The 25,162-nt window shown below is 42.1% G+C and carries 20 protein-coding genes; 12 read left to right on the top strand and 8 right to left on the bottom strand.

Annotated elements, in window-relative coordinates; translation table 11 throughout:
* The first annotated feature begins 8 nt into the window (after window positions 1–8).
* The 7 genes from DOM22_RS05490 (at window position 9) to DOM22_RS05460 (ending at window position 11,024) form a co-directional block, all read left to right on the top strand.
* The gene (locus tag DOM22_RS05490; protein WP_142699409.1) at window positions 9–3,140 is read left to right on the top strand and encodes an efflux RND transporter permease subunit; all 3,132 of its coding nucleotides are present in this window, start codon (window positions 9–11) and stop codon (window positions 3,138–3,140) included.
* Window positions 3,141–3,149: 9 nt separating this feature from the next.
* Window positions 3,150–3,542, top strand: coding sequence for a hypothetical protein (locus DOM22_RS05485; RefSeq protein ID WP_142699408.1), 393 nt, complete (start codon window positions 3,150–3,152; stop codon window positions 3,540–3,542).
* 23 nt (window positions 3,543–3,565) lie between these two features.
* Window positions 3,566–4,789, top strand: a complete 1,224-nt coding sequence (locus tag DOM22_RS05480) for a TolC family protein (protein WP_142699407.1) — start codon at window positions 3,566–3,568, stop codon at window positions 4,787–4,789.
* Between the two features lie 437 nt (window positions 4,790–5,226).
* A complete protein-coding gene (locus tag DOM22_RS05475) occupies window positions 5,227–6,474 on the top strand; it encodes a TolC family protein (protein WP_142699406.1) in 1,248 nt (415 codons plus the stop codon).
* Window positions 6,467–7,402, top strand: coding sequence for a heavy metal-binding domain-containing protein (locus DOM22_RS05470; RefSeq protein WP_142699405.1), 936 nt, complete (start codon window positions 6,467–6,469; stop codon window positions 7,400–7,402). Before DOM22_RS05475 ends, DOM22_RS05470 begins: the two co-directional genes overlap by 8 nt.
* A gap of 2 nt (window positions 7,403–7,404) precedes the next feature.
* On the top strand, window positions 7,405–10,683 hold the full coding sequence (locus DOM22_RS05465) for an efflux RND transporter permease subunit (protein WP_142699404.1): 3,279 nt from the start codon (window positions 7,405–7,407) through the stop codon (window positions 10,681–10,683).
* On the top strand, window positions 10,680–11,024 hold the full coding sequence (locus tag DOM22_RS05460) for a cupredoxin domain-containing protein (RefSeq protein WP_142699403.1): 345 nt from the start codon (window positions 10,680–10,682) through the stop codon (window positions 11,022–11,024). The genes DOM22_RS05465 and DOM22_RS05460 overlap by 4 nt, the downstream gene beginning before the upstream one ends.
* 162 nt (window positions 11,025–11,186) lie before the next feature.
* On the opposite strand, the gene DOM22_RS05455 is transcribed toward DOM22_RS05460, so the two are convergent.
* The 8 genes from DOM22_RS05455 to DOM22_RS20225 form a co-directional block, all read right to left on the bottom strand.
* On the bottom strand, window positions 11,187–11,576 hold the full coding sequence (locus tag DOM22_RS05455; RefSeq protein ID WP_142699402.1) for a hypothetical protein: 390 nt from the start codon (window positions 11,574–11,576) through the stop codon (window positions 11,187–11,189).
* 17 nt (window positions 11,577–11,593) lie between these two features.
* The gene (locus tag DOM22_RS05450; RefSeq protein WP_142699401.1) at window positions 11,594–13,798 is read right to left on the bottom strand and encodes a cation-translocating P-type ATPase; all 2,205 of its coding nucleotides are present in this window, start codon (window positions 13,796–13,798) and stop codon (window positions 11,594–11,596) included.
* A gap of 11 nt (window positions 13,799–13,809) precedes the next feature.
* Entirely contained in the window at window positions 13,810–16,950 is a 3,141-nt protein-coding gene (locus DOM22_RS05445) for an efflux RND transporter permease subunit (protein ID WP_142699400.1), read from the bottom strand.
* A 9-nt stretch (window positions 16,951–16,959) separates the two neighbouring features.
* A complete protein-coding gene (locus DOM22_RS05440; protein WP_142699399.1) occupies window positions 16,960–17,532 on the bottom strand; it encodes a hypothetical protein in 573 nt (190 codons plus the stop codon).
* On the bottom strand, window positions 17,529–18,767 hold the full coding sequence (locus DOM22_RS05435) for a TolC family protein (protein WP_142699398.1): 1,239 nt from the start codon (window positions 18,765–18,767) through the stop codon (window positions 17,529–17,531). The genes DOM22_RS05440 and DOM22_RS05435 overlap by 4 nt, the downstream gene beginning before the upstream one ends.
* Window positions 18,768–18,821: 54 nt before the next feature.
* On the bottom strand, window positions 18,822–19,154 hold the full coding sequence (locus DOM22_RS05430; RefSeq protein ID WP_142699397.1) for a hypothetical protein: 333 nt from the start codon (window positions 19,152–19,154) through the stop codon (window positions 18,822–18,824).
* Window positions 19,155–19,315: 161 nt separating this feature from the next.
* Window positions 19,316–21,229, bottom strand: coding sequence for an FTR1 family protein (locus tag DOM22_RS05425; protein ID WP_168196570.1), 1,914 nt, complete (start codon window positions 21,227–21,229; stop codon window positions 19,316–19,318).
* Window positions 21,230–21,234: 5 nt separating this feature from the next.
* Window positions 21,235–21,648 carry a helix-turn-helix transcriptional regulator gene (locus DOM22_RS20225; protein WP_142699395.1) on the bottom strand — a complete coding sequence of 138 codons (414 nt, stop codon included), beginning with the start codon at window positions 21,646–21,648 and terminating at the stop codon, window positions 21,235–21,237.
* A gap of 404 nt (window positions 21,649–22,052) precedes the next feature.
* Here DOM22_RS20225 and DOM22_RS05415 point away from each other — a divergent pair, with 404 nt between their 5' ends.
* The 5 genes from DOM22_RS05415 (at window position 22,053) to arsH (ending at window position 25,147) form a co-directional block, all read left to right on the top strand.
* Complete coding sequence (locus DOM22_RS05415; protein ID WP_371716538.1) at window positions 22,053–22,274, top strand: hypothetical protein; 222 nt, start codon at window positions 22,053–22,055, stop codon at window positions 22,272–22,274.
* 49 nt (window positions 22,275–22,323) lie between these two features.
* Window positions 22,324–22,902, top strand: coding sequence for a hypothetical protein (locus DOM22_RS05410; RefSeq protein WP_142699393.1), 579 nt, complete (start codon window positions 22,324–22,326; stop codon window positions 22,900–22,902).
* A gap of 78 nt (window positions 22,903–22,980) precedes the next feature.
* Window positions 22,981–23,385 (top strand): MerR family DNA-binding protein, encoded by a 405-nt coding sequence (locus tag DOM22_RS05405; protein WP_142699392.1) that lies wholly within the window; start codon window positions 22,981–22,983, stop codon window positions 23,383–23,385.
* A complete protein-coding gene (gene arsB / locus DOM22_RS05400) occupies window positions 23,385–24,446 on the top strand; it encodes an ACR3 family arsenite efflux transporter (RefSeq protein WP_142702110.1) in 1,062 nt (353 codons plus the stop codon). Before DOM22_RS05405 ends, arsB begins: the two co-directional genes overlap by 1 nt.
* Window positions 24,443–25,147 carry an arsenical resistance protein ArsH gene (gene arsH, locus DOM22_RS05395; protein ID WP_142699391.1) on the top strand — a complete coding sequence of 235 codons (705 nt, stop codon included), beginning with the start codon at window positions 24,443–24,445 and terminating at the stop codon, window positions 25,145–25,147. The genes arsB and arsH overlap by 4 nt, the downstream gene beginning before the upstream one ends.
* Window positions 25,148–25,162 lie beyond the last annotated feature (15 nt).

Below are 25,162 nucleotides of genomic sequence, written 5' to 3'. Positions count from 1 at the left end.
GGCTTGCCATGTTAGATCGAATCATACGTTTTTCACTGACTCACAGATTATTTGTGATTGCATTAGGCATTCTAATTACAGCATACGGGCTCTTTACAGTGAGCCGAATGCCAGTGGACGTATTCCCAGATTTGAATAGGCCGACAGTAAATATCATGACAGAAGCCCCTGGCATGGCCCCTGAGGAAGTCGAAACACTTGTCACGCTTCCATTAGAAACCGTACTTAATGGCTTACCTGGCGTAGAGCGTGTTCGTTCTACCACTGGTATTGGCTTGTCCGTTATTTATGTAGAGTTCGCTTGGGACACCGACATTTACAGAAATCGACAGCTGGTTTCTGAAAAGCTTCAATTAGCAAAAGAGAAACTCCCGCAGGGAGTCACACCCGTAATGGGTCCTATCGCATCTATCATGGGGGAAATTCAACTCATTGGTCTCTCTGCACCCGATGGAAAAGTAAGTCCATTGGACTTGAGAACTTATGCGGACTGGACAATTCGCCCTCGCCTGCTAGCAATTCCGGGTGTAGCACAAGTCATTGGCATTGGTGGTGGTGTAAAACAATATCAAATTTTACTTTCTGCTGAGAAAATTCAAAAGGTTCAAATTCCACTCGAAGAAATCGAAAAATCTCTATCAAAAATTAGCCTTAACACAACTGGTGGCTACATTGATTTAGAGAAAAAGGAATTTTTGATCCGCAACATCGGTACAATTCGCTCAGAGGAAGACATTAAAAATACTGTAGTCGGGCTTCATTTGGGAAAGCCTGTCTTCGTAAAGGATATTGCTGAGGTGAAAATTGGCGCTCAAATAAAACGAGGAGATGGAAGTGTCAACGGCAAGCCTGCCGTCATTCTAAGTGTCCAAAAACAACCGGGCGCAAATACCGTTGAGCTGACTGAAACTGTCGATTCTGCTTTAAAAGAACTCGAAAAATCCCTTCCTCCAGGTGCTGTGCTCACAAAGGATCTTTTCAAGCAAGCGCACTTCATTGAGGCAGCAGTCGATAACGTTAAAGAAGCTTTACGAGATGGTACAATTCTCGTATTTGCAGTTCTTTTCATATTTCTCATGAATTTCCGAACAACGGCGATTACTTTAACAGCAATCCCTCTTTCATTTTTAGTCACAGCAATTGTGTTCCACTATTTAGGTCTATCTGTAAATACGATGACTTTAGGGGGGCTTGCAGTTGCAATTGGAGAGCTTGTTGACGACGCTATAGTTGACGTAGAAAATGTATTCCGTCGACTTAAGGAAAATAAAAGTCTGTCCAATCCGCTGCCTACTTTGCAAGTAGTTTACAATGCTTCATCGGAAGTTAGAAATTCAATCGTCTTTGCTACAATCATCGTGGTTCTCGTGTTCCTGCCGCTCTTTTACATGAGCGGTATCGAAGGTCGCCTTTTTATTCCACTCGGAGTTGCCTATATAGTTTCATTAATTGCTTCTCTATTTGTTTCTCTTACTATTACCCCTGTTCTTTGTTCATTCCTACTCTCTAAGGATAAACTCATTGAGCATGAGGACAGCAAGCTAGTTAAGAAGCTGAAGGACTTGGATCGTAAGCTTCTTGAAAAAGCACTCGATCATCATAAACCTATTATTGCGGGTACTTTGGCTCTTTTTGCAGCATCCCTTCTTTTGATTCCATTCATGGGAAGAGATTTTCTGCCTAAGTTTAACGAAGGTACCGCTACGATCACAGTATTAGCTCAGCCAGGAATTTCTCTTGATGAATCAAATAAAATTGGGACGCAAGTGGAAGAGATCTTCCTTTCGATTCCAGAAATAAAATCAGTAGCAAGAAGAACAGGTCGAGCTGAGTTAGATGAGCACGCAGAAGGCGTCCACTCATCTGAAATCGACGTAGATTTTAAAGCCGGAGGGCGACCTCGCGAGTTAGTCCTTGATGAGATGCGAACAAAAATGAAGCAAGTTGAAGGCGTCTTTGTGAATATAGGCCAGCCTATTTCGCACCGCTTGGACCATCTTCTTTCCGGAGTTCGTGCGCAAATTGCTATTAAAGTTTTTGGAACCGATTTAGGTATTCTGAGAACTAAAGCTTCAGAAATATATAAAGCCTTGGAAGGCACAAAAGGTCTGGTAGATCTTCAAGTCGAACAACAAGTATTGATCCCTCAAGTAAAAATCCAACTTCTAAGAGAAGAGGCAGCTAAATACGGCATCGTCCTTGGTGAACTTTCCGAAACTCTTGAGAAGGCCCTTAACGGAGAAGTCATTAGCCAAGTGCTCGACCAACAAAGAACTTTCAACGTCTATATGAGGTTTGATGACCAATCTAGAGCCAACTTAGACGTCATGAAGAAGACGGCTCTAAAAATCATGCCGGATGGAACGAAAATCACTCTTGAAAAAGTAGCCGATGTCTATGAATCTCAGGGTCCAAACCAAGTCAGCAGAGAAAATGCTCAACGTAGAATTGTTATATCGGCAAACTCATCTGGTCGCGATTTGGATAGCCTCGTTTCCGAAATTCAAAAAAATATAACGTCTAAAGTTCAGCTTCCAGAAGGATACTTTATCCAATATGGCGGTCAATTTGAAAGTCAGCGCTCTGCCAGCAAGTTGATTCTGCTTCTGGGCACTCTGTCATTGATTGGTGTATTTGTTGTTCTTTATGCGCACTTCAAATCATCTTTCATCGCTATTCAAATTATGCTGAATATTCCGATGGCCTTAATCGGCAGTCTCATTGCCATTTACCTTTCAGATAGAACATTTTCAATTGCGACAATGGTGGCATTCATCACGCTTTGCGGAATAGCAAGTCGCAATGGAATTATGATGATCTCGCACTATTTGCACCTTATGAAATATGAAGGCGAAGAGTTTACGAAGGAGATGGTAATTAGAGGTTCATTGGAACGCCTAGTGCCCGTCTTAATGACTGCTTTAACAGCTATCTTGGGTCTTTTGCCCCTCGTCCTTGCTAAAGGTGCTCCAGGTAAAGAAATTCTTCACCCTGTTGCTGTCGTTATCGTAGGAGGTTTGTTAAGCTCAACCTTGCTCGATATGTTTGTTACACCTACAGTCTTCTTTCACTTTGGAAGAAAATCGGCTGAAAAGAATCTAAAATCAAAAGAAGTTGAACTTACACCAACTCATCATTAGGAGAATCAAATGAGAAAATTATTGTTATCAATTAGCGCTGTTTTTCTTATCCAACCTGCATTCGCTCACGAAGGCCACGATCAAGCTCCTGGAATGCTAAAGGCATCTCACGGCGGAACCGTACTTGCTGGAAAAGAAATCAATCTTGAGTATATGGTTTCAGCAGGGGAAGTGAAAATTTATCCAATTACCCATGAAGGAAAAGACGTTCCTTCTGATAAAGTAAAGGTAAATGCTACGGCTAAGGCTCCTAAAGGTAAAGCAGAGGCTTTAAAAGTTATTCAAAAAGACGGAGCTTTTACATCCCAAGTTGATTTCAAGAACGCTTATAGAGTCGAGGTTAATGTCACCACCGAAACTAATGGGAAAAAGGATTCTTTTAAATTTCAGGTAGAAAAATAGTCTTGGCATTCCGGAGTAATTTTATGAAAAAAGGATTTCTTTTGATCGGTTTATTTTTAGGTTTAAATGCCTCCGCCATGGATGGCATTACGAATCTTGAGCAACAGTTGAGTGAAAAAAATAAAACTCTTGAAGCTTTAAAAAATGATCTCCAGGCAAAAGAAAATATTTTGAAATCTTCATACTCCAATTACTACCCTACTCTTAATGCCGTAGGTGGCTGGGGCGAAAATCGTGTTGAGGATCCGGGAGAGAGAGACAAAGGCTATTTTGGATATCTTGATGGCCGCCTAAATCTATTCAATGGCTTTAAAAATGTCTCAATCTCGGAGCAAAGAAAAATCGAAGTTCAGCTTTCGGGCATTGAATATGAAACGACCAGGCGTGAATTGAGACAACAGCTTATCGAAGTTACCAGTGAAATGATTTATCTCCACAAATTACAAGAAATTCTTGTTGAAGAAGAAAAGGTAACTAAGTCTCAAAAGTCATGGGCTGGAAAAAAAGTGACTGCTGGCCTAACAAGTGCTGTCGATAATCTTGAGTTCGATTTAAGAGAGGATGAAATTCGTATTCAGCAAAGACAGATTGATCAACTTCATAAAGAGTCTCATCTTAAGCTTGTTCAATTGTTTGGAGCTGATGTCTCTGACAGTGACCTTAGCAAACTAGCATTCACTGATATTCGCAAACTGACCGAACTGAATCCTTTCACCCCTGAACAAAACCTAGCAAACCAAAAAGCGACTATGCAAGCAAGGCTGGCTGAACTTGACAAGAAAAGCATCAAGGCAGATTTTTTGCCATCCGTAGACTTTGTCTATAGCTTTGGCAGGATCACACCTTCAGAGAATACTCCTATGGACTTCAATGAGACAAAATACGCCCTGCAGGTTATAATACCTCTATTTTCTGGATTTGATACCGTCTACAGATCTCGGTCTGCGAACTCAGGCATATCCTCATCAAAAGCACGTTCAAACCAGACTCATCTGGACTCTCAAAGTCTATTTAATTCTCTTTCAGAGAAGATGAAGGAGTTAAGAGATCTTTACGATATAAATGAACGAAAGCTAGAATCCTCTAGAAAGTACTTTGAGATGACTGTTGGCGAGTACAAACGCGGAATTAAGAATTCACCGGATCTGGTAGGAGCAACAGACCGCTGGTTCTCTTCACAAAAAAGAAAATACGACCTTTTGAAAGACCTGGAGATAACGAGAGTGAAAATTGATAATCTCAATTAAATGCTCTTTGGTGAGAAAGTTTGTTCGTAGCGCCTGCTGTTTACCAACATCATAAATACGAAGCGAGTAATTCAGGGAGACATCAAAACGCGAACGAAGGACGGTCCTTTTGAAGTCAGTTCCTTTCCTGACCGTTCCTCCGCGTATGGATGGGAATGCTTTGATCAAGGGGCGGACAATTATTGCTTATTAGTCGTCTTGGATATCCATTTTTTTCCTTAAACTTTAAGCTTCGACAACTAGAATCTCTAGTAAATCTGAGATTGAGCGGATCCTTTTTGTTCAAAGATCCTAACGTCCAGCCATCATTTCAGCATACATTTTGTAACTGTAATTTTTCATTTCAAGCTGAAACGGAGGAAGCATATGACCATGAACATTCCCATCACATCCCCGCATCAGTGGCCGCTTTAACAAAATAATATTTATTAAAAACCTTGTCACAATGTGGCTTCCGGTTTCTATTACTAAGTATGAGACTACTAACAGGCATTATTAGCATAATCTTAGTCCTTTTCGGCCATGCATCTTTTGCTGCCGATGGTCTACGCCTGCAAGAATTTCTCAAAAGCGTCCAGGCCCAAAATCTCGATCTCAAAATGGAACAGGCTAAGTTGAACGCTGCTGAAGCTGGTAGCTCTGCTGTCAATATTCCTCCTCCCATGGTGAGTTTTTCTAAATTGACAGAAAAAGAAGGCAGCGCGGCTCAAGGATTTGAAATTTCCCAAACTGTTCCCTTCCCGGGAAAAATTGTAAAAAATAAATCTTCAAGAAATCTAGAAGCACAAGCACAAAAGGCTAATGTTTCTGCGAGACAAAATGACATACTCAGCGAAGCCAAACAGGCCTTCTATGAGTACTGGGCGGCGTTCGAAAAAATCCGAATCCTCCGCCAAAAAAAAGATATTTTGTCTAAGCACTTGCAGCTAGCACGGGCAGGAATTCGTTCGGATAGCACAATGAAGCTTCACTATATAAAAACAGAGTCTGACCTAGATCTCTTGGACAATGATTTGGAAGTTGCCAACCAAGTCCTCGAAGAAGGCCGACTTAAGATTTCCTTATTGATGAATCTTCCCTCGGCGACAAAGATCCCTGATCCAGAAGAGCCCACTCTTTCTCCCCTTCCTACAGATACAGACTTTAAAAGCGATCCTCCGCAACTCCAAGCCAGTCAGCTTGAACTCCAAAGCTTTATAGCTCGCGAATCAGCAGCAAAGCAATCTTGGTTCCCCGATTTTACCTTTACCTACAAAGAAATGGGCGCAACTCAAATGATGCCCCAATACTCTGAAATTATGGTTGGCATGACTCTTCCTTTTTTATTCCCATGGGATTCATCATCTGAAGAGAAAAAGAGTTCCTCTGAAAGACTAGAATCTGAATTAAGACTCAAAAAAGCACAGCTGGAAATTAATTTGTCGAAGACCACAAGTTGGACTCGCGCGCGATCCCTTAAAAACCAACTTACAACAATCGAAGAAAAACTTATTCCAAAAGCGCATCGAAGAATGCAGATCGTGCAGAACATTGTTCCTAGAGATATGGAATCCCTTCAGGACCATCGAGAAACGATGGAAGCTCTGAGCGACTTAGAACTAAAAGCTCTGGATCTTCGCCTTGCCTATGAAAAAAGTATTTCCGAACTTGAGAGATGGAAATCCACTGGAGATTCAAATGAGTAAAAAACAACTTTTGACAGTTATAACAATCTTCGCAGTGGTCGGGCTTTGGCTGGGCAAAAAATATTTATCCTCTAAATCTACAGACTCAAAAGGAAAAATTACTCTTGCGGAAGGGACGTCTTACTACACTTGTCCGATGCATCCATTTATTCACATGGACACCCCGGGAAAATGCCCCATCTGCCATATGGACTTGGTCAAGGTAGAAGCCCAAGCCGCCGAAACTCAAACAGCTCAATCTGATGCCACAAAAAACCGTGGCAGCGTTGTTTCTCCTGCAAATCTGTTGTCTCTGGTTGGCGTATCAAAACACAAAGTTGAAAAAATGAATCTTGAAATTAAGATTCCAGTGGCGGGACGCTTCAACTCATCTCACAGTATTTCTTTTCAGGTTTATGAACAGGATCTCAGTCTTTTAAAAACCGGGATCAAGTTTACGGGAAAGTCCCCCGCTCTGCCTGATGAAAGTTTCGAAGGTATTATAACAGGTATCGATAACATTGTTGACCCGACAAGCAGAACAGTTCGGGTTGTGGGACAGCTTAAGAATACCAAACCAATGCCCAGTGAAATGACATTTGAAGGTTCTATTGATATACCTTTAAAAAACAAAATTGCGATTCCAGAGGATGCTGTTCTCCATACCGGAACCGAGGATTTGATTTACTTATTTTCATCAGACAATGTTCTTTCAGCCAAAAGTGTAAAACTCGGAGTTCACACTCAAAATTACTACGAAATAGTCGATGGCCTTCAAGAGGGAGATTTAATCTCCAGCGGACCGAATTTCTTGATTGATTCTGAAAGCAAGATCAGAGGCGTATCAATGCCTAAAGGGGGACCCGAAAGCGCGCCCTCTAAGCCAGCTTGCCCAAAGGGACAACACTGGGATGTCCCGATGGCCATGTGTATGCCGGGTGAGGGTTGAATATGATAAAAAGAATCATATCGTTTTCGGCGCATAATCGTTTCCTAGTTCTTTCAGTTACAGCAGTCTTATTGGTAATTGGCTTTTATTCTCTGAAACGAATTCCTCTGGACGCCATTCCCGATCTTTCAGATACACAAGTAATCATCTACTCCAAATGGGATCGCTCTCCCGACGTCGTTGAAAACCAAGTAACCTACCCGATTGTTTCTTCACTTTTAGGGGCACCTAAAATTAAATCCGTTCGTGGCTTTTCCGACTATGGATATTCCTATGTCTATGTGATCTTTGAAGATGGAACGGATCTGTATTGGGCTCGCAGCCGCGTCCTGGAAAGTCTTAATCGCATCACTTCACAACTTCCTGCCGGAGTTAAAACAGAGCTTGGACCTGATGCTACAAGCGTAGGCTGGGTCTATCAGTATGTCCTTCAAGATCAATCCGGAAAAATGAATTCAGCAGAGCTTCGCAGCCTTCAAGACTGGAACCTACGCTTTCAGCTTCAATCTGTTCCCGGTGTCGCCGAAGTCGCTTCTGTCGGTGGATTTGTGAAACAATACCAGGTGAAAGTTGATCCAAGAAAGCTTGATCTTTACCAAGTGACGTTCTCTCAAGTCATGGATGCCGTAAAAAATGCCAATCAGGAAAGTGGCGCAAGAACCATAGAATACTCCGGCACAGAGGCAATGATTCGAAGTCGCGGTCTTGTTGAGAAAACGACGGACCTTGAAAAAGCTGTTGTCTCTTTTAATTCCAAAAGCAGGGCTCCGGTATTAGTCAAACAAGTAGCGACTGTCTCTGTAGGACCTGAAATGCGTCGTGGAATCACTGACTATAACGGCCTTGGTGATGCTGTAGGAGGCATCATCGTCATGCGCCAGGGGGAAGATGCTCCTGCTGTTATTCAAAAAGTTAAAAATAAAATTTCCGAGATCCAAAAAACGCTACCAGAAGGTGTAAAGATCATTTCAACCTATGATCGCTCTGATCTCATTGAACGAGCGATGGAAACCTTGCGTTCTACTCTGGTCGAAGAGCTTGTCATCGTAAGTATTATTATTCTTTTGTTTCTTTGGCACATTCCTTCTGCTCTCGTCCCTATCATTACTATTCCCGTTTCCGTCCTATTAGCTTTCATTCCCCTTTATCTTATTGGGCAAAGCTCGAACATTATGTCCTTGGCGGGGATCGCAATTTCCATTGGCGTTCTTGTCGACGGTGCCATTGTTGAAGTTGAAAATGCTTACCGCAAAATTCAACATTGGGATGAGAACGGAAGAAAAGAGGACTTCTTTAGTGTGCGTCTTGAAGCCTTAAAGGAAGTGGGACCTTCTGTTTTTTTCTCTCTTTTGGTGATCGCAGTCGCATTTATACCCATCTTTACTCTCGTGGATCAGGAAGGTCGCTTGTTCCGACCCTTGGCGCTTTCCAAAAACTTCGCGATGGCCATTGCCGCTCTATTGGCAATCACTCTTGATCCAGCCATGCGAATGATGTTTGCTCGAGCCGACAAATTTCATGGACCAAATCCATGGTTAAATAAACTTGGCAATGCCACGCTCGTTGGTACTTACTATTCAGAGCACAAACACCCGATTACTCGCCGACTTTTTGCGTGGTATGAACCCGCAATTCGTTGGGTCCTTGAGCATAAAAAAACAACGCTCACGCTGGCCTTTGTTGGAGTCCTGTCGATTATTCCGGGTTTTGCAATGCTTGGCTCTGAGTTCATGCCCACCCTTCATGAGGGAAGCCTTCTTTATATGCCAACGGCTTTACCTGGCCTTTCTGTCGGCGAAGCCCAAAAAGTTCTAACGGTACAGGATCAGATTTTAAAATCTTTTCCTGAAGTAGATACCGTTTTTGGAAAAGCTGGAAGAGCAGAAACCTCGACAGATACGGCACCGATCAGTATGGTGGAGACAACTATTGTTCTAAAGCCAAAATCAGAATGGAGAAAAATAGATCGCTGGTACTCTTTCTTGCCGAACATCTTAAAATCTCCTTTTGAGAGAGTTTGGCCTGAGACTATCAGTGAAGAAAAGCTTGTCGAAGAAATGAATGAGAAGCTTGCTTTTATTGGAATGCCTAATATCTGGACAATGCCTATTAAAAATAGAATCGACATGCTTTCAACAGGTATTCGTAGTGCGATCGGCGTAAAAATCTTTGGCAAAGATTTAAATGAAATTCAAAAAATAGGTCAAGATGTTGAGCGCCTTTTGAAGCCACTTGACGGCACCCGCACCGTCGTTGCAGAAAGAATCGCCAGTGGCTATTTCCTCGATATTGATTTTAATCGAGATTCACTTCAACAGTACGGCCTTTCACTAAAAGATGCCCAAGATCAGGCCATGGCAGCCATCGGTGGCGAGAATGTTTCGCAAACGCTTTCATCCCGCGAACGTTATCCAATACAAGTTCGCTTTGCTCCCGCTTTCCGACAAGATCTTGAAACCATAAAAAGAGTTTTGATATCATCACCAACGGGCGCACAAATCCCTCTTTCTCAAATCGCGAAGGTTCACTATAAGGAAGGCGCCTCGATGATTCGAGATGAAAACGCTCAACTTGTTGGTTATGTATATATCGATATTGATCCTAATAAAGTCGATATCGGTTCTTATGTTGAAGGTGCGAAAAAAGTTCTTTCACAAAAACTCAATGTTCCTGAAGGCTATTTGATCTCGTGGAGTGGACAGTTTGAAAATATGGAGAGGGTGAAAGAACGACTTAAGGTTGTTATTCCTCTAACTCTACTTCTAATCATCTTTCTTCTTCATTTGAACACTAAGTCGTGGCCCAAAACAGGCATTGTCCTTCTGGCCATTCCATTTTCTCTTGTCGGAGCTGTCTGGCTTCTTATTGCACTAGGATACAATATGTCTATCGCAGCTTGGGTCGGAATGATTGCCCTTATGGGTCTTGATGCCGAAACAGGCGTCTTCATGCTGATGTATTTGGACCTTGCCTATGAAGATCGAATTCGTAAAGGACAAATGAATAACACTGAGGATTTAAAAAATGCGATCATCGAAGGTGCTGTTCATAGGGTGCGCCCCAAATTAATGACTGTAGCAGCTCTTTTCATGGGGCTTATCCCTATCATGTGGTCGGTAGGAGCCGGAGCTGACGTAATGAAACGGATCGCAGCACCTATGATCGGAGGCCTCTTGACTTCGTTCGTATTGGAGCTTCTGATTTATCCTGTCATTTATTATATGTGGAAGTACAACGAACGTTTTAAATTAAAATCTAATTTAATAGGAGAAAAAGTATGAAGAAACTATTGCTTCTAACAGCTGTCATTTTGTCGGCACCAAGTCTTTTTGCAAAAGCGGGACATGAAAGCCCCCTTCCCCAAGTCATCGAAATCTCAGTCACTGAAAATGGATTTGAGCCAAGTCAAGTTGACGTTAAAGCAGGAACCCCGGTGATCCTCAAAGTAACCAGAAAAACCGAAGCGACTTGCGCCACTGAATTACAGATACCATCAAAGAAAACGAAGAAGGATCTTCCACTAAATAAGACTGTGACTTTTGATTTGGGGAAACTTGAGAAAGGTGATCTCGCATATTCATGTGGAATGAATATGCTAAATGGAAAGCTGCAAGTAAAATAAGACTTATGCGAGTGAAATATCAGATGGATCTTCACTCGCACAATTTCCTATAATCTATTTACCCCAACAAGGATTCGACGAACTTCATCAATATCCGGCCCTTTGGAAAGTTGCCTACTGCTAGATCAATCTTCAGGTAAGAAGACTGATCTTTCATAAATTTTATCTCCCACTCTTTTGAAACTTAGATTCCTCTACTCCTTCAGCCTTACATTTTTCCGCATTATCTTCACAATGCATTGCAAACTTAAAGTAATAACCTTCCTTGAAAATAATGTCTTTATCCGGCTCTACAACAGAATAGCTTTCTTTAACTTCTTTAACCGTGAGTGTTCCAATGGGATCAAACTTACAAATTGGTACTTTAGGAGTTTCAATGCATTTACGCTCGAGCAGGAAAATCTTATCACTCACGTGCACGTTCTCCTTCGAGCCCAAGGCTACCTTAATAAATCCACTTTTGGCAGACTCAGAATCATACTTCACAACCGATCCAGCGCAACCAACCATAAATGTCGAAATAACTAAAAAAAATCCAACTCTATTTTTCATAAATTCTCTCCAATCTTCTATTGTGAACTAATTTTCAAAAGCCTTAGCGCATTCAAAATCACTACTAGAGTTGCTCCGGTATCAGCAGCAATCGCCATCCACATACTTGAATACCCAAGCAGGGCTAAGATCAGAAATACCGCCTTCAATGCAAGCGCAAACACAATATTAAATCGTATGATGCCCAGGGTTCTTTTCCCCTGAGAAATGGCGATTGAGAGCTGTTCAAGGTCATCTTTCATTAATGCCACATCAGCCGTCTCAATTGCTGCATCTGTACCGATGGCGCCCATTGCAATTCCAATGGAGGCCTGAGCCAACGCTGGAGCATCATTGATACCATCCCCTACCATCCCTACATATTGGTACTTGCTAACAAGCTCCTTCACCTTTTCAACTTTGCCTTCAGGAAGTAACTCACCAAATACCTGATCAATTCCCACTTGTTTTGATATTGTTTCGACAGTTCGGTTGTTGTCTCCGCTCAGCATGACAATAGTTCTACATCCAGCCTGATGTATCTTCTGAATGGCTGCCTTGGCATTTTCTCGAACCTTATCACCTACTCCGAAAACACCAAGCACTTCTCCATCACAATTGTCATGGGGTTGGTGCCCCACCACAATCACCGACAAAGCTTGCTCTTCAAGAGTTCGAAGATACTCCTCCAACTCTTGACTACACACTCCAAGTTCATGTGTAAATCGATGATTACCAAGGAAATAATCGTGTCCATCAAGAGTTGCAAATACTCCTCTACCCTGCACATTTTGTGACTTTTCGATATTATCAGGGGAAACTCCAATTTTTTCAGCATATCGAACTATCGCCTCAGCTAAAGGATGAGAAGAAAGTTTCTCAATTGATACAGCTATTCTAACAATTTCTTTTTCATCAATGCTATTCCACTTCTTAAGTGAAACAACCTGAGGGACACCTTCAGTAATTGTACCCGTTTTATCAACAGCAAGAGCTTTGAGTTTCCCAAGGGTCTCTAAGAATACTCCTCCCTTAACCAAAACTCCTCGGCGCGCCATTGCTGTCAATCCAGAAACAACAGAAACTGGCGTCGAAATCACCAAAGCACAAGGGCAGGCAATCACTAAAAGAACCAGTGCCTTGTAAATCCATTCGTTCCATGCACCGCCAAATAGCAACGGAGGCACAAGACAAATCAATAAGCCTAAGATAAATACAGCAGGTGTATAAATTCTGGCAAACTGATCTACAAATCTTTGAGAAGGTGCTTTACTCTTTTGCGCATCTTCCACCATTCGTATTATTTGCGATACTTTTGAATCTTTGAATCCTTTGATGACTTTTACTTCGGCGACTCCAGAAATATTCACGGTTCCAGCAAATACACTATCTCCCACGGTCTTTTTAATAGGAGTAGATTCGCCCGTTAATGGCGCCTGATTGACCTCGGTTTCACCAACTGCAAGAACGCCATCAATAGGAAAAAGATCGCCTGGCCTAACGACAACCACATCGCCAATCTTCAGAGATTCCACCATCACAGACTGAACGATGCCATCTGCGCTCTTCAGCAAAGCAGTTTTAGGGCTAATATTGATAACTTCTTGAATTGCTTTCCGAGCCCTTACCACACTGATCGTTTCCAAAAGTTCTGAAAAAGCGAACAAGAATACCACGGTGGCTGCTTCAATATAATCGCGAAGATAGATTGCCCCTAAAACTGCGACAGTCATTAAGACATTCATATCTAAATGACCCTGTTTTACAGCTCGGAAAGCTTTTGGAAAAACCAAAATCCCTCCGCAAAGAATTGACGCTAGACTTAGAATAACAACAAACGGGTTCTGAGCGGATAAAGCAAAATTGACCAATATAACCGCACCTACCAAAGTTCCGGACGCTGAAACCAGGGCGACTCTCTGCAAAGGAATTGCCCTTTTCTTCGCATCAGAGGCAATAACCTTCACTCCAGACTTATTGATGAAATTTTGTATCTCACTTCCTTCAAAATCTGGTGAATGCCAGACGTGAACAGTAGAGGACATCAGATTCGCCTCCACCCGAAATACTTTATCTAAATCCAAAGAATTTTTAATCGCCGCAATCTCATCGGCGCAGTCCATTCCGCTAACTTTAAAAACGGATTCTTTAGCATTCGACGGCACATCACCACTTCCATTTATCGGAGTGGTATCAGAACACGTATTCTTTGAACTACAGCAATTAGAGGGTTTATTTTCCATAGCAAATCTCCTTAGTGAGCAACTCTTCCGACAAATTTCTTCTCAAAAATTGAGTAAAGAGTGGGTAAAACAAGAAGAGTCAAAATTGTTGACGAGACAATGCCACCTATGACGACAGACGCTAAAGGCCTTTGAACTTCTGCACCAATGCCAGTCGAGAGCATCATTGGCAAAAAGCCAAAAATAGCCACCAGTGCTGTCATCAGAACAGGACGCAAACGAATCATTGTCCCCTTCATCACAAGATCTTTTCCTGTTTTTCCTTGGTTCTTTAACTGATTGAAGTAATTCACAAGCACAACGCCATTTAAAACTGCAATACCAGACAATGCGATGAATCCAACGCCTGCTGAAATACTAAATGGTAATCCATTAGCAATAAGTCCAACAACTCCGCCGACCAAAGCAAATGGGATGCACGAGAAAATCAATATGGTTTGGCCCACACTTCTAAATGCCGCATAGATCATGAGCAATGCCAACATCAGTGCAATCGGCGTCAGCAATAACAGCCTACTTCTTGCTTCTTGAAGGTTTTTAAAGTTTCCACCCCACTGGACATAATATCCCTGTGGCAATTCAATTTGCTGCTCAACCATTTTTTGCGCTTCATTTACGAAACTCTCTGTATCCCGTCCCCGCAAATTAATAAGTACCGCTGAGCGACGATTCGAATCTTCTCGATTGATTGAACCGAAAGTCTCAGAAAACTTGGATGTCGCTAAATTTGAAAGCGGCGTGGTGACGTTTGTGCCCAATCCTACAGGAAGATTTCTAATTGTCCTTAAATCAGAACGCTCTTCGTCATTAAGACGAACAACAATTGGATACTTTCTTTCATTTTCATAAAGATAACCACTCTCCTGTCCACCCAGTGCGATAGAGATCGTATTAAGTACATCTGAAATATTTGCGCCATATTTTCTGAGTGCCTCTTCATTTGGTTCTATCCGCAAGACTGGACTCGTGCCTGCAAGGTCAACTTCGACATCCCCAGCACCTCTTACTTTGGAAACAATCTCTTGAATCTTTTTCGCTAAATCCATATTTGTCTGAAGATTTGGACCAAAGACTTTCACAGATACGTCGGCCCTGGTTCCTTCTAAAAGCTCATTAAAGCGCATTTGAATTGGCTGAGAAGCCAAATAGCTTTGCCCTGGCAGGCCTTTCTCTAGCCGCGCAACGATAGCACTAACTAACGTTTCGTAAGTATGCTTCTTGTCGCTATTTGTTTTTGGCCAGTCTGACTTGTCCTTTAACATGATATAGGTGTCAGAGATATTTACTCCCATAGGGTCAGTTGCGACCTCACTAGTTCCAATGCGCGCAAAAACTTTGTCTACTTCGGGAAAAGTTTTAATGATTTGATCTGCTTTTAACTGAAAAGCAATGGATTGATCCAAACTTAAATTTACAGGACGAATCATATGAAAAGCGAAAGACCCCTCGCTTAGTTGCGGTAAAAACTCCGCTCCTCTTGTCGCAAATAAAATTGCTCCAGCAATCACAGCTATAAGTGCGGAAGTAAGAGTTGCAACGCGATGCCTAAAGGTCAGATCAAACAGTGGTTTATAAGCTTTGCGTATCCACTCCATAAATTTAGGTTCTTTATCTTCTGCATTTCCCTGAAGAATCAAAGACGCCAATGCCGGTGCCGTTGTAAATGACAAAATCAATGCGGATGCGACAGCGATTGCAAAGGTCGCCGCCATCGGCGCAAACATTTTTCCTTCAACACCAGTAAGCGCAAAAATTGGCAAAAACACGACGACAACTATTAGCTCTCCAAAACCTGCTGCAACACGAACTTCGACTGCAGCTTCATAGACAGCGGCCTGAACCTCAGCTCTGGTTAGCTTTCGATCAAACTCCTTACTTCGTTCATGCACATAGCGGACACAGTTATCAATTAGAATGACCGTTCCATCCACAATGATACCGAAATCAAGAGCACCAAGGCTCATGAGGTTTCCGGAAATCCCAAGTGGTTTCATAATTAGAAATGTAGCTAACAACGATAATGGAATCGTGATGGCAGTAATGACAGCAGCACGGATGTTTCCGATTAGCAGGAATAAAATCACAATTACAAGTGTCGCACCTAAGATCAGATTGTGCTCTACGGTACCAAGAGTCGCATTCACTAAATCCGAACGGTTATACACCGTGGTCATCACGATCCCTGGGGGCAACGTCTTTTTAATCTCATCGACCTTATCTTTGACTCTTGTGGCGACTGTCCTGCTGTTCTCACCCAAAAGCATCATCACAGTACCCAGAACGGTCTCTTGACCATTATAAGTCGCCGCTCCGGTCCTTAGTTCTTTTCCCAACTTCACTTTTGCGATATCACCAACGCGAATGACCCTAAATGAATCCAGTTGCTTCACTGGTACCTTTTCTATGTCCTGTGCATTTTTAAAGAGGCCGACACCTTGTACCAGAAACTGCTCCGCAGTTTGAGCGATGGCTCCACCGCCCACATTCCTGTTCACTTTTTCAAGAGCCTCCACAATTTGTTCGAAGTGAACTCCATAAGATGCCATTTTGCCGATATCGGGCTGCACGTGAAATTGCTTTTCATAACCACCCGTGGTGTTTATTTCAGCTACACCTTCAACAGTTAGAAGTCTTGGCTTGATAAACCAATCTTGTAGAGCTTTAAGCTCCATCAACTGCTTTAAGCGATCCGCTGAATTTTTTGCTGGTTTTTCATAATCGAGTGCATACTGAAAGATCTCTCCAAGCCCAGTAGAAATCGGCCCTAATCTAGCCTCGGCGCCTTTAGGAAGTCCGGCGAGGACTCCTTGAAGTCGCTCCGTCACCATTTGTCGAGCGCGATATACTTCCACTGAGTCCTTGAATACCACGGTTACTTGAGATAGCCCGAAGCGAGTGATAGACCGAACCTCTAGAACCCCGGCAATCCCCCTCATCGAAGACTCTACGGGAAAGGTAATTGATCTTTCAATTTCTTCAGGAGCTAAACCCTCAATGGTAGTATTGATCTGAACTTGATTATTAGTAATATCTGGAACCGCATCAATCGGAAGATGCTGAAACGAATAGATACCCGCTATTGCAAGCATGACGGTAAATAAAAGCACCAGAGCCCTGTTATATACAGAAAAATGTATTATCTTATTAATCATAAATTATCCTTAGTGGCCGTGCTCTTCTGAAGCCCCGCCAGACGCTGCAAGTTCTGCTGTTCTCAAAAAGCCCACACCGCTCGTGACAACGCCGTCACCTTTAGCGAGGTCTTTTGAACTGATTTTCATATGAGTGGCATTTTTTGAAATTAGATCGAAGTCAATGCGCTTGTAAAACCCGTTTCTTACTCGGTAGATATTGATCTCTTCACCTGAGGTAAGAAGGGCACTCACAGGAACTTCCCAAGAAGCGTTCCCTATAAGAGTCATTATCTTCAGTTCAAAATTCTTTTCTGCTTCATCGGAAAGTTTGATGCCGTCATGCTCATCCGCAACAGTGATCCCTTTGTCCGGTCCAACATTAGAACCTTCTTCCTCACGCTCACCATGTCCGTATTCTTCAGCTTTTTCACTGCGGTCAGGCTTCTCATCTTTTTTATCTGCGTCACCGTCATGACTCGAATCATGTTCAGCATGAATTGCCTCGTTCGGAACCTTTTTATTCTTTTCCAAATCGGCAAATGCGCTTGAAATTTTCAATCCTATAATTAAAGCCGCTGCCAAAATAAATATCTTCTTCATAGGCTTAACTCCACTTCCTGACCATCAATAATTTGAATTTCCAGGATCGCCTCTACTGCTTTGATCTCTCGATTATTTCTAGTTTTCTCAAACTCCACTAAAGAGCGGTGGGCCTCGATGACCAATGAACTAGGTACCAAGCCTTTAACAAACAAAGTTTCAACTTTCTTATGCTTACTTTCCAACGTGTGTCCATTAGGAGTTTCCTCCAGAGCTTTCGCAGATTTTTTGTAGATCTCAACTAGAGAGGTCCTGCGAGCAATCAATTCCTTTAGTGCGGTTTCCCGTCTTATTTCCGAGGAACGAACTCCAGCACTCGCCGCCGCCTTCGCTCCTTGATTGAGACTCAACACAGGAAGAGGCATGCTCAAATTTAGTCCCCATTGTTCAAAGCTTTGGCTTCCTTCTTTCGAAAATTTTGCGGAAGGCCCTAAGTTCAATGTGGGCCAAGCATCTCCGAATGTGCGATCCCGTTCCGCGTTTGCAATTTTTATGTCGGCATCTAACAATCCGAGCAGTGGTGATTTATCAACCTCTTTATTTTCACCGGGCACCAGAGGCATGGACGAAATTCGCGGGGGCAGAACCTTACGAACACTTGCTAAGTCTTTTCCGATCACAATTTTAAAAAACGATTCAAGTTGAGCAAGTTCCTCATCATATTCCATTCTCTTAAAGCCATACTCACCCTTTGCTACGCGAAAAACAGTCAGTGTAACCTCTTGCTCCGGACTCAGGGTTGGACGCGACTCATACTGTTTTACTAGCTTGCTAAATGTCTCAGCAGATTCGTCGACCAAATCAAGTTCATGATCAATTTGACGGAGTCTTACGATTTTTAAAAGAACAGACTTTCTTACTTCTGCTTTTGCATTGAAGAGTTCCAGCTCTGCCTTCGAAAGTGCCCCGGTCGCAATGCTTTTTCTTGAGGATCTTTTGCCTCCCAATTCAATTGGGAATGCCAACGATACGTCAGTTTCAGATTTTGTTTCTGACTGCACGGAACCGGATATGGTCTGCATTGACAATTCCGGATTTAAAAGTTGCCCGGCTGCATCCACAGAGGCTTTCCTTTGTTTGACTTCTGATTCAGCTCTGAGAACTTCAGGAGATCGACTTTCTGCACATAAAGTAATTTGCTTATAATTAGATAATACAACACATGGTTCTGACTCTTCCGCTGATGCAAAAGACATAACTAGAATCATGGGTATAACCTTTGCCATAAAAGACATGATTTCACCTTTAATAAAAATATTTCGATTTTAGGGATTTATTGAAAAATAGACTTAGACAAGTCGTGGAGGCTGAAAAGGCCCCTCAAGAAAACGACTTATAAAAAAGAATTCTTTTGAACTGTAAACAATCAAATATGCTAACCGATCAATAGCCTCAGAACTAAGAGGCAACAGAACTACAGCACAGTGCCCCAAGTGACAATGCCCTTGATTGCAAGGGTCAAAATTATGTTCCTGAGTGGAATCTAATTTTGACTTAAGAATCTGCGAATTGTGAGCTGAAATTTTTGGAATATCATCGCTATCAATATGAAAAGACAAATAGTTCCCGACAAGAACGGAAACTAACGAAAGTGCAACTGTCCAAAAAATTAACGCTTTCATATTGTTATACACTCTCAAAATATAGCTCTATCTCAAATCCAATTACAATATCAAAGTTCAAGGCGAACATTAAATTAGATACGAATATTAAAGAACATTCCTTTTTCTCAATTCAATGCAAGTCATTTGCATAGACCCGTAAAAACTACTTCCCCCAAAGTCTATGCAGTCTCGCCTAAAGGCGCAGCCGCAGGTTTCTTTCCCAGACTCCAGATAATGAGCAAAACAGCGGCTATTAAAAGTTGCGCAACTACCGTTTGAATCGAAGGGAAAATACCCAGCAAGTCGACCCTCAAACCAAGACCAATGGACTTAACACCTACAATACCTGCCTCTTGAAGAGAGTGAATTCCTTTTCCAACTAGAATTACGGAGAGAATTCCCATGATCGCAGCGGAAACATTGAATAATTGTTTTATCGGAATCTTCTGACTGTATCTAACGGCATAATATGAAAAGGCAAAAATTAAGATAAACGCAAGAGCAACACCTTCACCGACAGAGGCTCTTCCATCTGCATTCACATCATTCCAAATAGCTCTTAAAAAGAGAACTACCTCGAAGGCCTCTCTAAATACGGCCATAAAAGAAATACTACTAAGAACAATGAGACTTTTCTTTTCAAGAGCTTCCTTTAGAGTTTCTCTTACGAACTTCGTCCATCTGCCAACCTCAGTTTGTCTATGAAGCCAAAATCCAACATACAGAAGTACGACTACGGCAAAGAGAGAAATACTTCCCTCCATGATTTCACGACTTGCGCCGCTCATATTCAAAAGAAGACCAGAAGCGAACCATACGACTGCACCAAGTGCCAAAGCACTGATCCAACCAAAATGAACCCACTTTGCCGCTTCTTTTGCACCAAAGGCTTTTATCACGCCAAGCAAAGTGATAATGATCAGTACTGCTTCAAATCCTTCTCTTAAGAAAATAGCAAAAGCAGCCGTAAACGCTAATTGAGGAGACATCATTTTTGCTTCAGTAACATTTTGAATTTCTGTAAAAGTCGACATTATCGACTGATAATTTTTTGATGCGATATCTTTAGCTGTGGCGGCATTAAGAGAGTTACGATAGGCGCTCATTTGCGCCTCAATTTTTTCAACAAGACCAGCTTGATTGGCTTTAATCTTGGGTTCAATTGGCTCAATTCCCTGCAGATAAGACTTTACAGATTCTGAGGTTGCAAGCTCATATTCACCTCTGTTGAAATGATCATAACTTTGATTTAAATGGGTTCTAGCAATAGCCAAAAACTGCGACCCTTCTTTGGGGGCCGGTTCAAAAGTGCGAATCAACGCTAAAATTTGTTTTCTTTCAACTTCACTACCTGTTAGTGATTTCAGAATTTCTTCATCTTTAAGAGAGGAAACTTGCTTTAACGACAACTCCGTAGACAGCTTGCCTTCTGGCTTTTGATATCCAAGTGATTTCACAAAGAAAGCTAAGGACCAGATCTCTTTGTCAGATAATGACGGGAATGGCGGCATAGCAGTTCCAGGAACTCCCAAACGGATTGTATTAAAATACTGGAAGGGAGAGCTTGCAAATTGTCGCTCTGACTCGTGGAAGTTTGCGGGTTTTGGATTAAGTGCCTGCCCTGCGAGACCATCACCCATTCCAGAACTTCCGTGGCAAGAAGCGCAGTTTTGAGCAAAGATTTTTTGTCCCTCTGAAACTAAAGGATAATCTTGAGGCGCAATTTCTATTTTTGCCAATGAAATTGCATTGGTCTGAAGCTCTCTGGCTAGCTTTGAAACTTCGTCGGCACTTGCCTTATTTTTAATTTTTAAAACTAAGTTATCTACGCCAACAACAAAAGCAACGTCATGTTTGTATTCGTCGTAGGCTCTTGAAGCCTTTCCGACAATTTCAGAGAACTCAACTTGTTCTTGATATTCCGATTTACTTAAGACTTTTCCGTTCCTAACGGCCCCACCGTAATCTTTTGCAAGATAGTCTAGAAGGTGCACAACAATGGAAGGATTTTTCACTTCGTCGGCAACCGCTGCTTTGAGATTGAAGAAACCGAATAACGTGATGAAAACCATCAATGACAAATATTGTTTCATAAATTTCAGGCTCTTACTTTCTTCGTTTTTTTCTGTGGAAAAATTTCGCTCGGAGCAATAATGCATCGTCCACCCTTCCGAGCTGCAATACATTTTTGGAATCGCTTCAAATCTTCGGCAAAAACTCCGCTGGAATCCGGAATTTTAGAAATGAACTTAAACAGAGCCTGAAGGTCTATTTCCGCCGATGGAATACTATGATAAATCCATCGCCCTTCCTTCTCAGCAGATAGAAGACCGCTTTGACGCAATTGTTTTAGGTGGCGTGACAGCTTATATTCTGGCTCCCCCAGACATTGCGAAAGTTCACAAAGACATGCCACTTCCTTAGACGAAGCCAAAAGTCTTACAACTCTTAAACGAGTAAGATCGGAAAGGGATTGGAAAAGTTGGTGAGGCTCAATAGTTATAACATGCATAGTTGCACTTATATGCAAATATGCAGGCAAAATGTCTAGCTTTGTCTAAATATTGAAAGACAAGTGAGAATCTGAAAATTTCAGATCTCGCCTCTTATCTACCAATCTATTGAGATTCGCAGCTTTCAACTTAACAATTCAAGTAAAAATGAACATTCTGGATGTAATTTACTGAGCTTTTCGTTGTTATATTGTGACTGCTGCCATTTTCTTAAGAACCTGATGTCCGAAATTCGTCTCAGATTTCATTAAAACTTGACGTGTGCATACAAATGCACATAATGTTAAGCATGACAGCAACCCAAAAGAAACAAAACGCTTTAAGAGATCTCGTAGAAGTCTTTGACTCTCAATTCTTTAAAGCATTGGCCGAGCCTGTTCGCATAGAAATCCTGAAGTTTCTTTTGATCAATGGAAAATCTGACGTCGCGACAGTTGCAAAAAGTATAAAGAAAGATCGCTCTGTCCTCTCGCGACACCTCCACAACTTGGTGGAAACCGGACTCCTTAAGCACGAAAAGATTTCGCGTAATTCTTATTTTGAAATTGATGCCAATGGTTTCCGCACGAAAGTGTCTGCTCTTTTCCAAAAAGTAGATCGCGCAATTAAAGACTGTTGTCCGTAAAAATTTATCCAAATGCGTGCATATGCCTGCACACAAAGAAGGAGTTCTCATGAATCAAACACTTATGACCGCAAGCTCTTGGATACTATTAGTATTCCTTTTTCTATCAGCCTTCGATGGGATCTACTATCATCTCTGGAAATTTCGGCTGCAAGAACGCAAAGATTCGAAATTCGAACACATCACCCATACTCTTAGAGCTGTACTATTTGTACCCACCATCATTCTTGTATATTGGATTGGACTACAAAGTTACATTCTATGGGTCACCCTAGCCATACTCGCTTTTGACCTAGTAACCGAAGTACTCGATGTTCTGAATGAGAACGAAAGCAGAGCGACCTTGGGTGGCTTGCCATCAAATGAATATCTCGTACACATCACCCTCACAACATTAAGGGTGGCGGCTTTGACTTTGGCATTTGCAGCCTTGCCGAATGAGGCGTGGCACCTGAATGCAGCAATATCTGTTGAGGTTCCTGAACTTTCAAAACTAATTGCAATGCAAGTACTTCCTGGAGCGGTGATCGTCGCCTCCCTTCACGTTTACCTCATATTTGATCCAATGCTCATCACTCGAGCGGAAGCATATCTAAAGAATAAATGCTGTGTTCTAAAGCACAGCTGAACATCCATTATTTCGTTTTGACCAAGTTTTGCTATTAGCCTTGACTCCGTACCATGGTACGGAGTTTAAACTTCTTATATGAAGCAAAACACTATTGGAAAACTAGCAGCTGAAGCCTCTGTAGGAGTAGAAACAATTCGATTCTACGAACGCAAAGGCTTGATTAAAAAACCTTCAGCAAAAACCGGTTTTAGACAGTACCCAACCGAAGATGTGCAGCGCATTCGATTTATCAAACGCGCGCAGGAGCTCGGATTTACCCTTAAAGAAGTTCAAGAGCTTCTACACATAAATACCAATCCCAAAGCAACCTGTGGCGACGTACAAATTTTAGCCGAACTGAAGCTTCAAGAGGTCGAAGAAAAAATAAAAGACTTAGAAAAGATTAGAACTGCGCTGAAAAAAATCGACCGCGCATGTGCCAAGAGTAAAGAAGCCGTGGCTTGCTGTCGCATTACCGATTGTTTTGAGGGAAAATGCTGATGAACCAAAAAAGACTTTCCTTTCTAGATCGTTTTTTAACTCTTTGGATTTTTCTCGCAATGTTCGTAGGAATTGCACTCGGATACTTCGTGCCTGGAGTTGTTCCAACACTAAATCAGATGAGCATCGGAACAACTTCGATTCCAATAGCGATTGGCTTGATCCTTATGATGTATCCCCCTCTGGCCAAAGTTAAATATGAAGAACTAAGTTTTGTCTTTCGAAATAAAAAGATTCTTATGCTTTCACTTCTTCAAAACTGGGTGCTTGGCCCGGCCCTTATGTTTGCGTTAGCAATAATATTCTTGCGTGGCTATCCGGAGTACATGATTGGGCTCATCCTCATTGGCCTTGCCCGCTGTATTGCTATGGTACTTGTATGGAATGATTTAGCTGATGGAAATAGAGAATACTGCGCCGGGCTTGTTGCCTTTAATTCGATTTTTCAAATTATACTGTTTCCGGCATATGCTGTTTTCTTTCTTAAGATTTTGCCGAATTGGTTAGGACTGCAGGAAACCGACATTGATCTTTCCATGACTGAAGTTGCTCACGCTGTTTTATTATATCTTGGCGTGCCTTTCGCTGCCGGCTACTTAACACGAAAGATTTTACGCGGTAAAAAAGGCGATGCCTGGTACGAGAATGTTTTTTTACCTAAAATTAGCCCTGTCACGCTGATTGCTCTTTTAATGACAATTATTTTAATGTTCTCGCTTAAAGGAGAACAAATCATCCGACTACCAATGGATGTAGTTCGTATTGCGATCCCACTGACTGTGTACTTCGTAATAATGTTTTTGTTCTCTTTTATTATGAGCAAAAAATCTGGCGCGGACTATAGTCAATCAGCGACGCTTTCCTTCACGGCGGCCTCTAATAACTTCGAACTCGCAATTGCCATTGCAATCGCTACCTTCGGAATAGGTCATGGCGCTGCATTCGCAGCAGTTATAGGGCCACTCGTTGAGGTTCCTGTATTGATTGGGCTGGTGTCAGTCTCCCTTTGGATAAGAAAACGATATTTCACTCCCCAAAAGGCCTCTAGGAGTACTCAATGAGTAAACAGAACAATTTCCCTGAATATCTCAGCGAAGAGACCTTCAACCTGAAGCCCACCGCTGAGCATTTGTTATCATCAAGGCATCCAGACAAAATTCTCATTTTACACGGATCGCTACGAGCAAAATCATTATCTCGTCTTCTGGCAGAAGAGGCAGGAGGAATTCTAACATTGATGGGCGCAGAGGTTCGCTTCTATGACCCGAAAGATCTTCCCGTCTTTGATCAGGAATCACATGAACATCCAAAAGTGGTAGAGCTTAGAGAGCTCAGTCAGTGGTCTGAAGGACAAGTGTGGGTATCGCCAGAAATGCACGGAAATATCTCTGGCGTTATGAAAAATCAAATCGACTGGATTCCGCTCAGCATTGGCGCTGTCAGACCAACGCAGGGACGTACCTTGGCAGTGATGGAAGTTTCTGGCGGCTCACAATCATTTAATGCGGTAAATACTCTTAGAATTCTTGGGCGATGGATGAGAATGCTCACGATTCCCAATCAGTCCTCCGTTGCCCAAGCTGACAATGAGTTTAATGAGAATGGGACAATGAAGCCATCCTCGTATAGAGATCGCGTTGTTGATGTTCTGGAAGAACTAATGCGATTTACTTATCTTACGCGAGACGTTCGGGACTTTTTAGTAGATCGCTATAGCGAAAGACGAGAACAAAAAATTAAAGTGAATCTAGATAAAATCTAGTAGTCAGGAAACTTA

Origin of the sequence: Bdellovibrio sp. ZAP7 (assembly GCF_006874645.1) — a bacterium.
Taxonomy (GTDB): domain Bacteria; phylum Bdellovibrionota; class Bdellovibrionia; order Bdellovibrionales; family Bdellovibrionaceae; genus Bdellovibrio.
The sequence above is the reverse complement of the archived record's forward strand: the minus strand, read 5'-3'. Positions and strand labels throughout refer to the sequence as shown.

Coding starts and splice junctions, on each gene's coding strand:
- DOM22_RS05490 (WP_142699409.1), top strand. CDS start 9: ATGTTAGATCGAATCATACGTTTTTCACTGACTCACAGATTATTTGTG.
- DOM22_RS05485 (WP_142699408.1), top strand. CDS start 3,150: ATGAGAAAATTATTGTTATCAATTAGCGCTGTTTTTCTTATCCAACCT.
- DOM22_RS05480 (WP_142699407.1), top strand. CDS start 3,566: ATGAAAAAAGGATTTCTTTTGATCGGTTTATTTTTAGGTTTAAATGCC.
- DOM22_RS05470 (WP_142699405.1), top strand. CDS start 6,467: ATGAGTAAAAAACAACTTTTGACAGTTATAACAATCTTCGCAGTGGTC.
- DOM22_RS05465 (WP_142699404.1), top strand. CDS start 7,405: ATGATAAAAAGAATCATATCGTTTTCGGCGCATAATCGTTTCCTAGTT.
- DOM22_RS05460 (WP_142699403.1), top strand. CDS start 10,680: ATGAAGAAACTATTGCTTCTAACAGCTGTCATTTTGTCGGCACCAAGT.
- DOM22_RS05455 (WP_142699402.1), bottom strand. CDS start 11,576: ATGAAAAATAGAGTTGGATTTTTTTTAGTTATTTCGACATTTATGGTT.
- DOM22_RS05450 (WP_142699401.1), bottom strand. CDS start 13,798: ATGGAAAATAAACCCTCTAATTGCTGTAGTTCAAAGAATACGTGTTCT.
- DOM22_RS05445 (WP_142699400.1), bottom strand. CDS start 16,950: ATGATTAATAAGATAATACATTTTTCTGTATATAACAGGGCTCTGGTG.
- DOM22_RS05440 (WP_142699399.1), bottom strand. CDS start 17,532: ATGAAGAAGATATTTATTTTGGCAGCGGCTTTAATTATAGGATTGAAA.
- DOM22_RS05435 (WP_142699398.1), bottom strand. CDS start 18,767: ATGTCTTTTATGGCAAAGGTTATACCCATGATTCTAGTTATGTCTTTT.
- DOM22_RS05430 (WP_142699397.1), bottom strand. CDS start 19,154: ATGAAAGCGTTAATTTTTTGGACAGTTGCACTTTCGTTAGTTTCCGTT.
- DOM22_RS05425 (WP_168196570.1), bottom strand. CDS start 21,229: ATGAAACAATATTTGTCATTGATGGTTTTCATCACGTTATTCGGTTTC.
- DOM22_RS20225 (WP_142699395.1), bottom strand. CDS start 21,648: ATGCATGTTATAACTATTGAGCCTCACCAACTTTTCCAATCCCTTTCC.
- DOM22_RS05410 (WP_142699393.1), top strand. CDS start 22,324: ATGAATCAAACACTTATGACCGCAAGCTCTTGGATACTATTAGTATTC.
- DOM22_RS05405 (WP_142699392.1), top strand. CDS start 22,981: ATGAAGCAAAACACTATTGGAAAACTAGCAGCTGAAGCCTCTGTAGGA.
- arsB (WP_142702110.1), top strand. CDS start 23,385: ATGAACCAAAAAAGACTTTCCTTTCTAGATCGTTTTTTAACTCTTTGG.
- arsH (WP_142699391.1), top strand. CDS start 24,443: ATGAGTAAACAGAACAATTTCCCTGAATATCTCAGCGAAGAGACCTTC.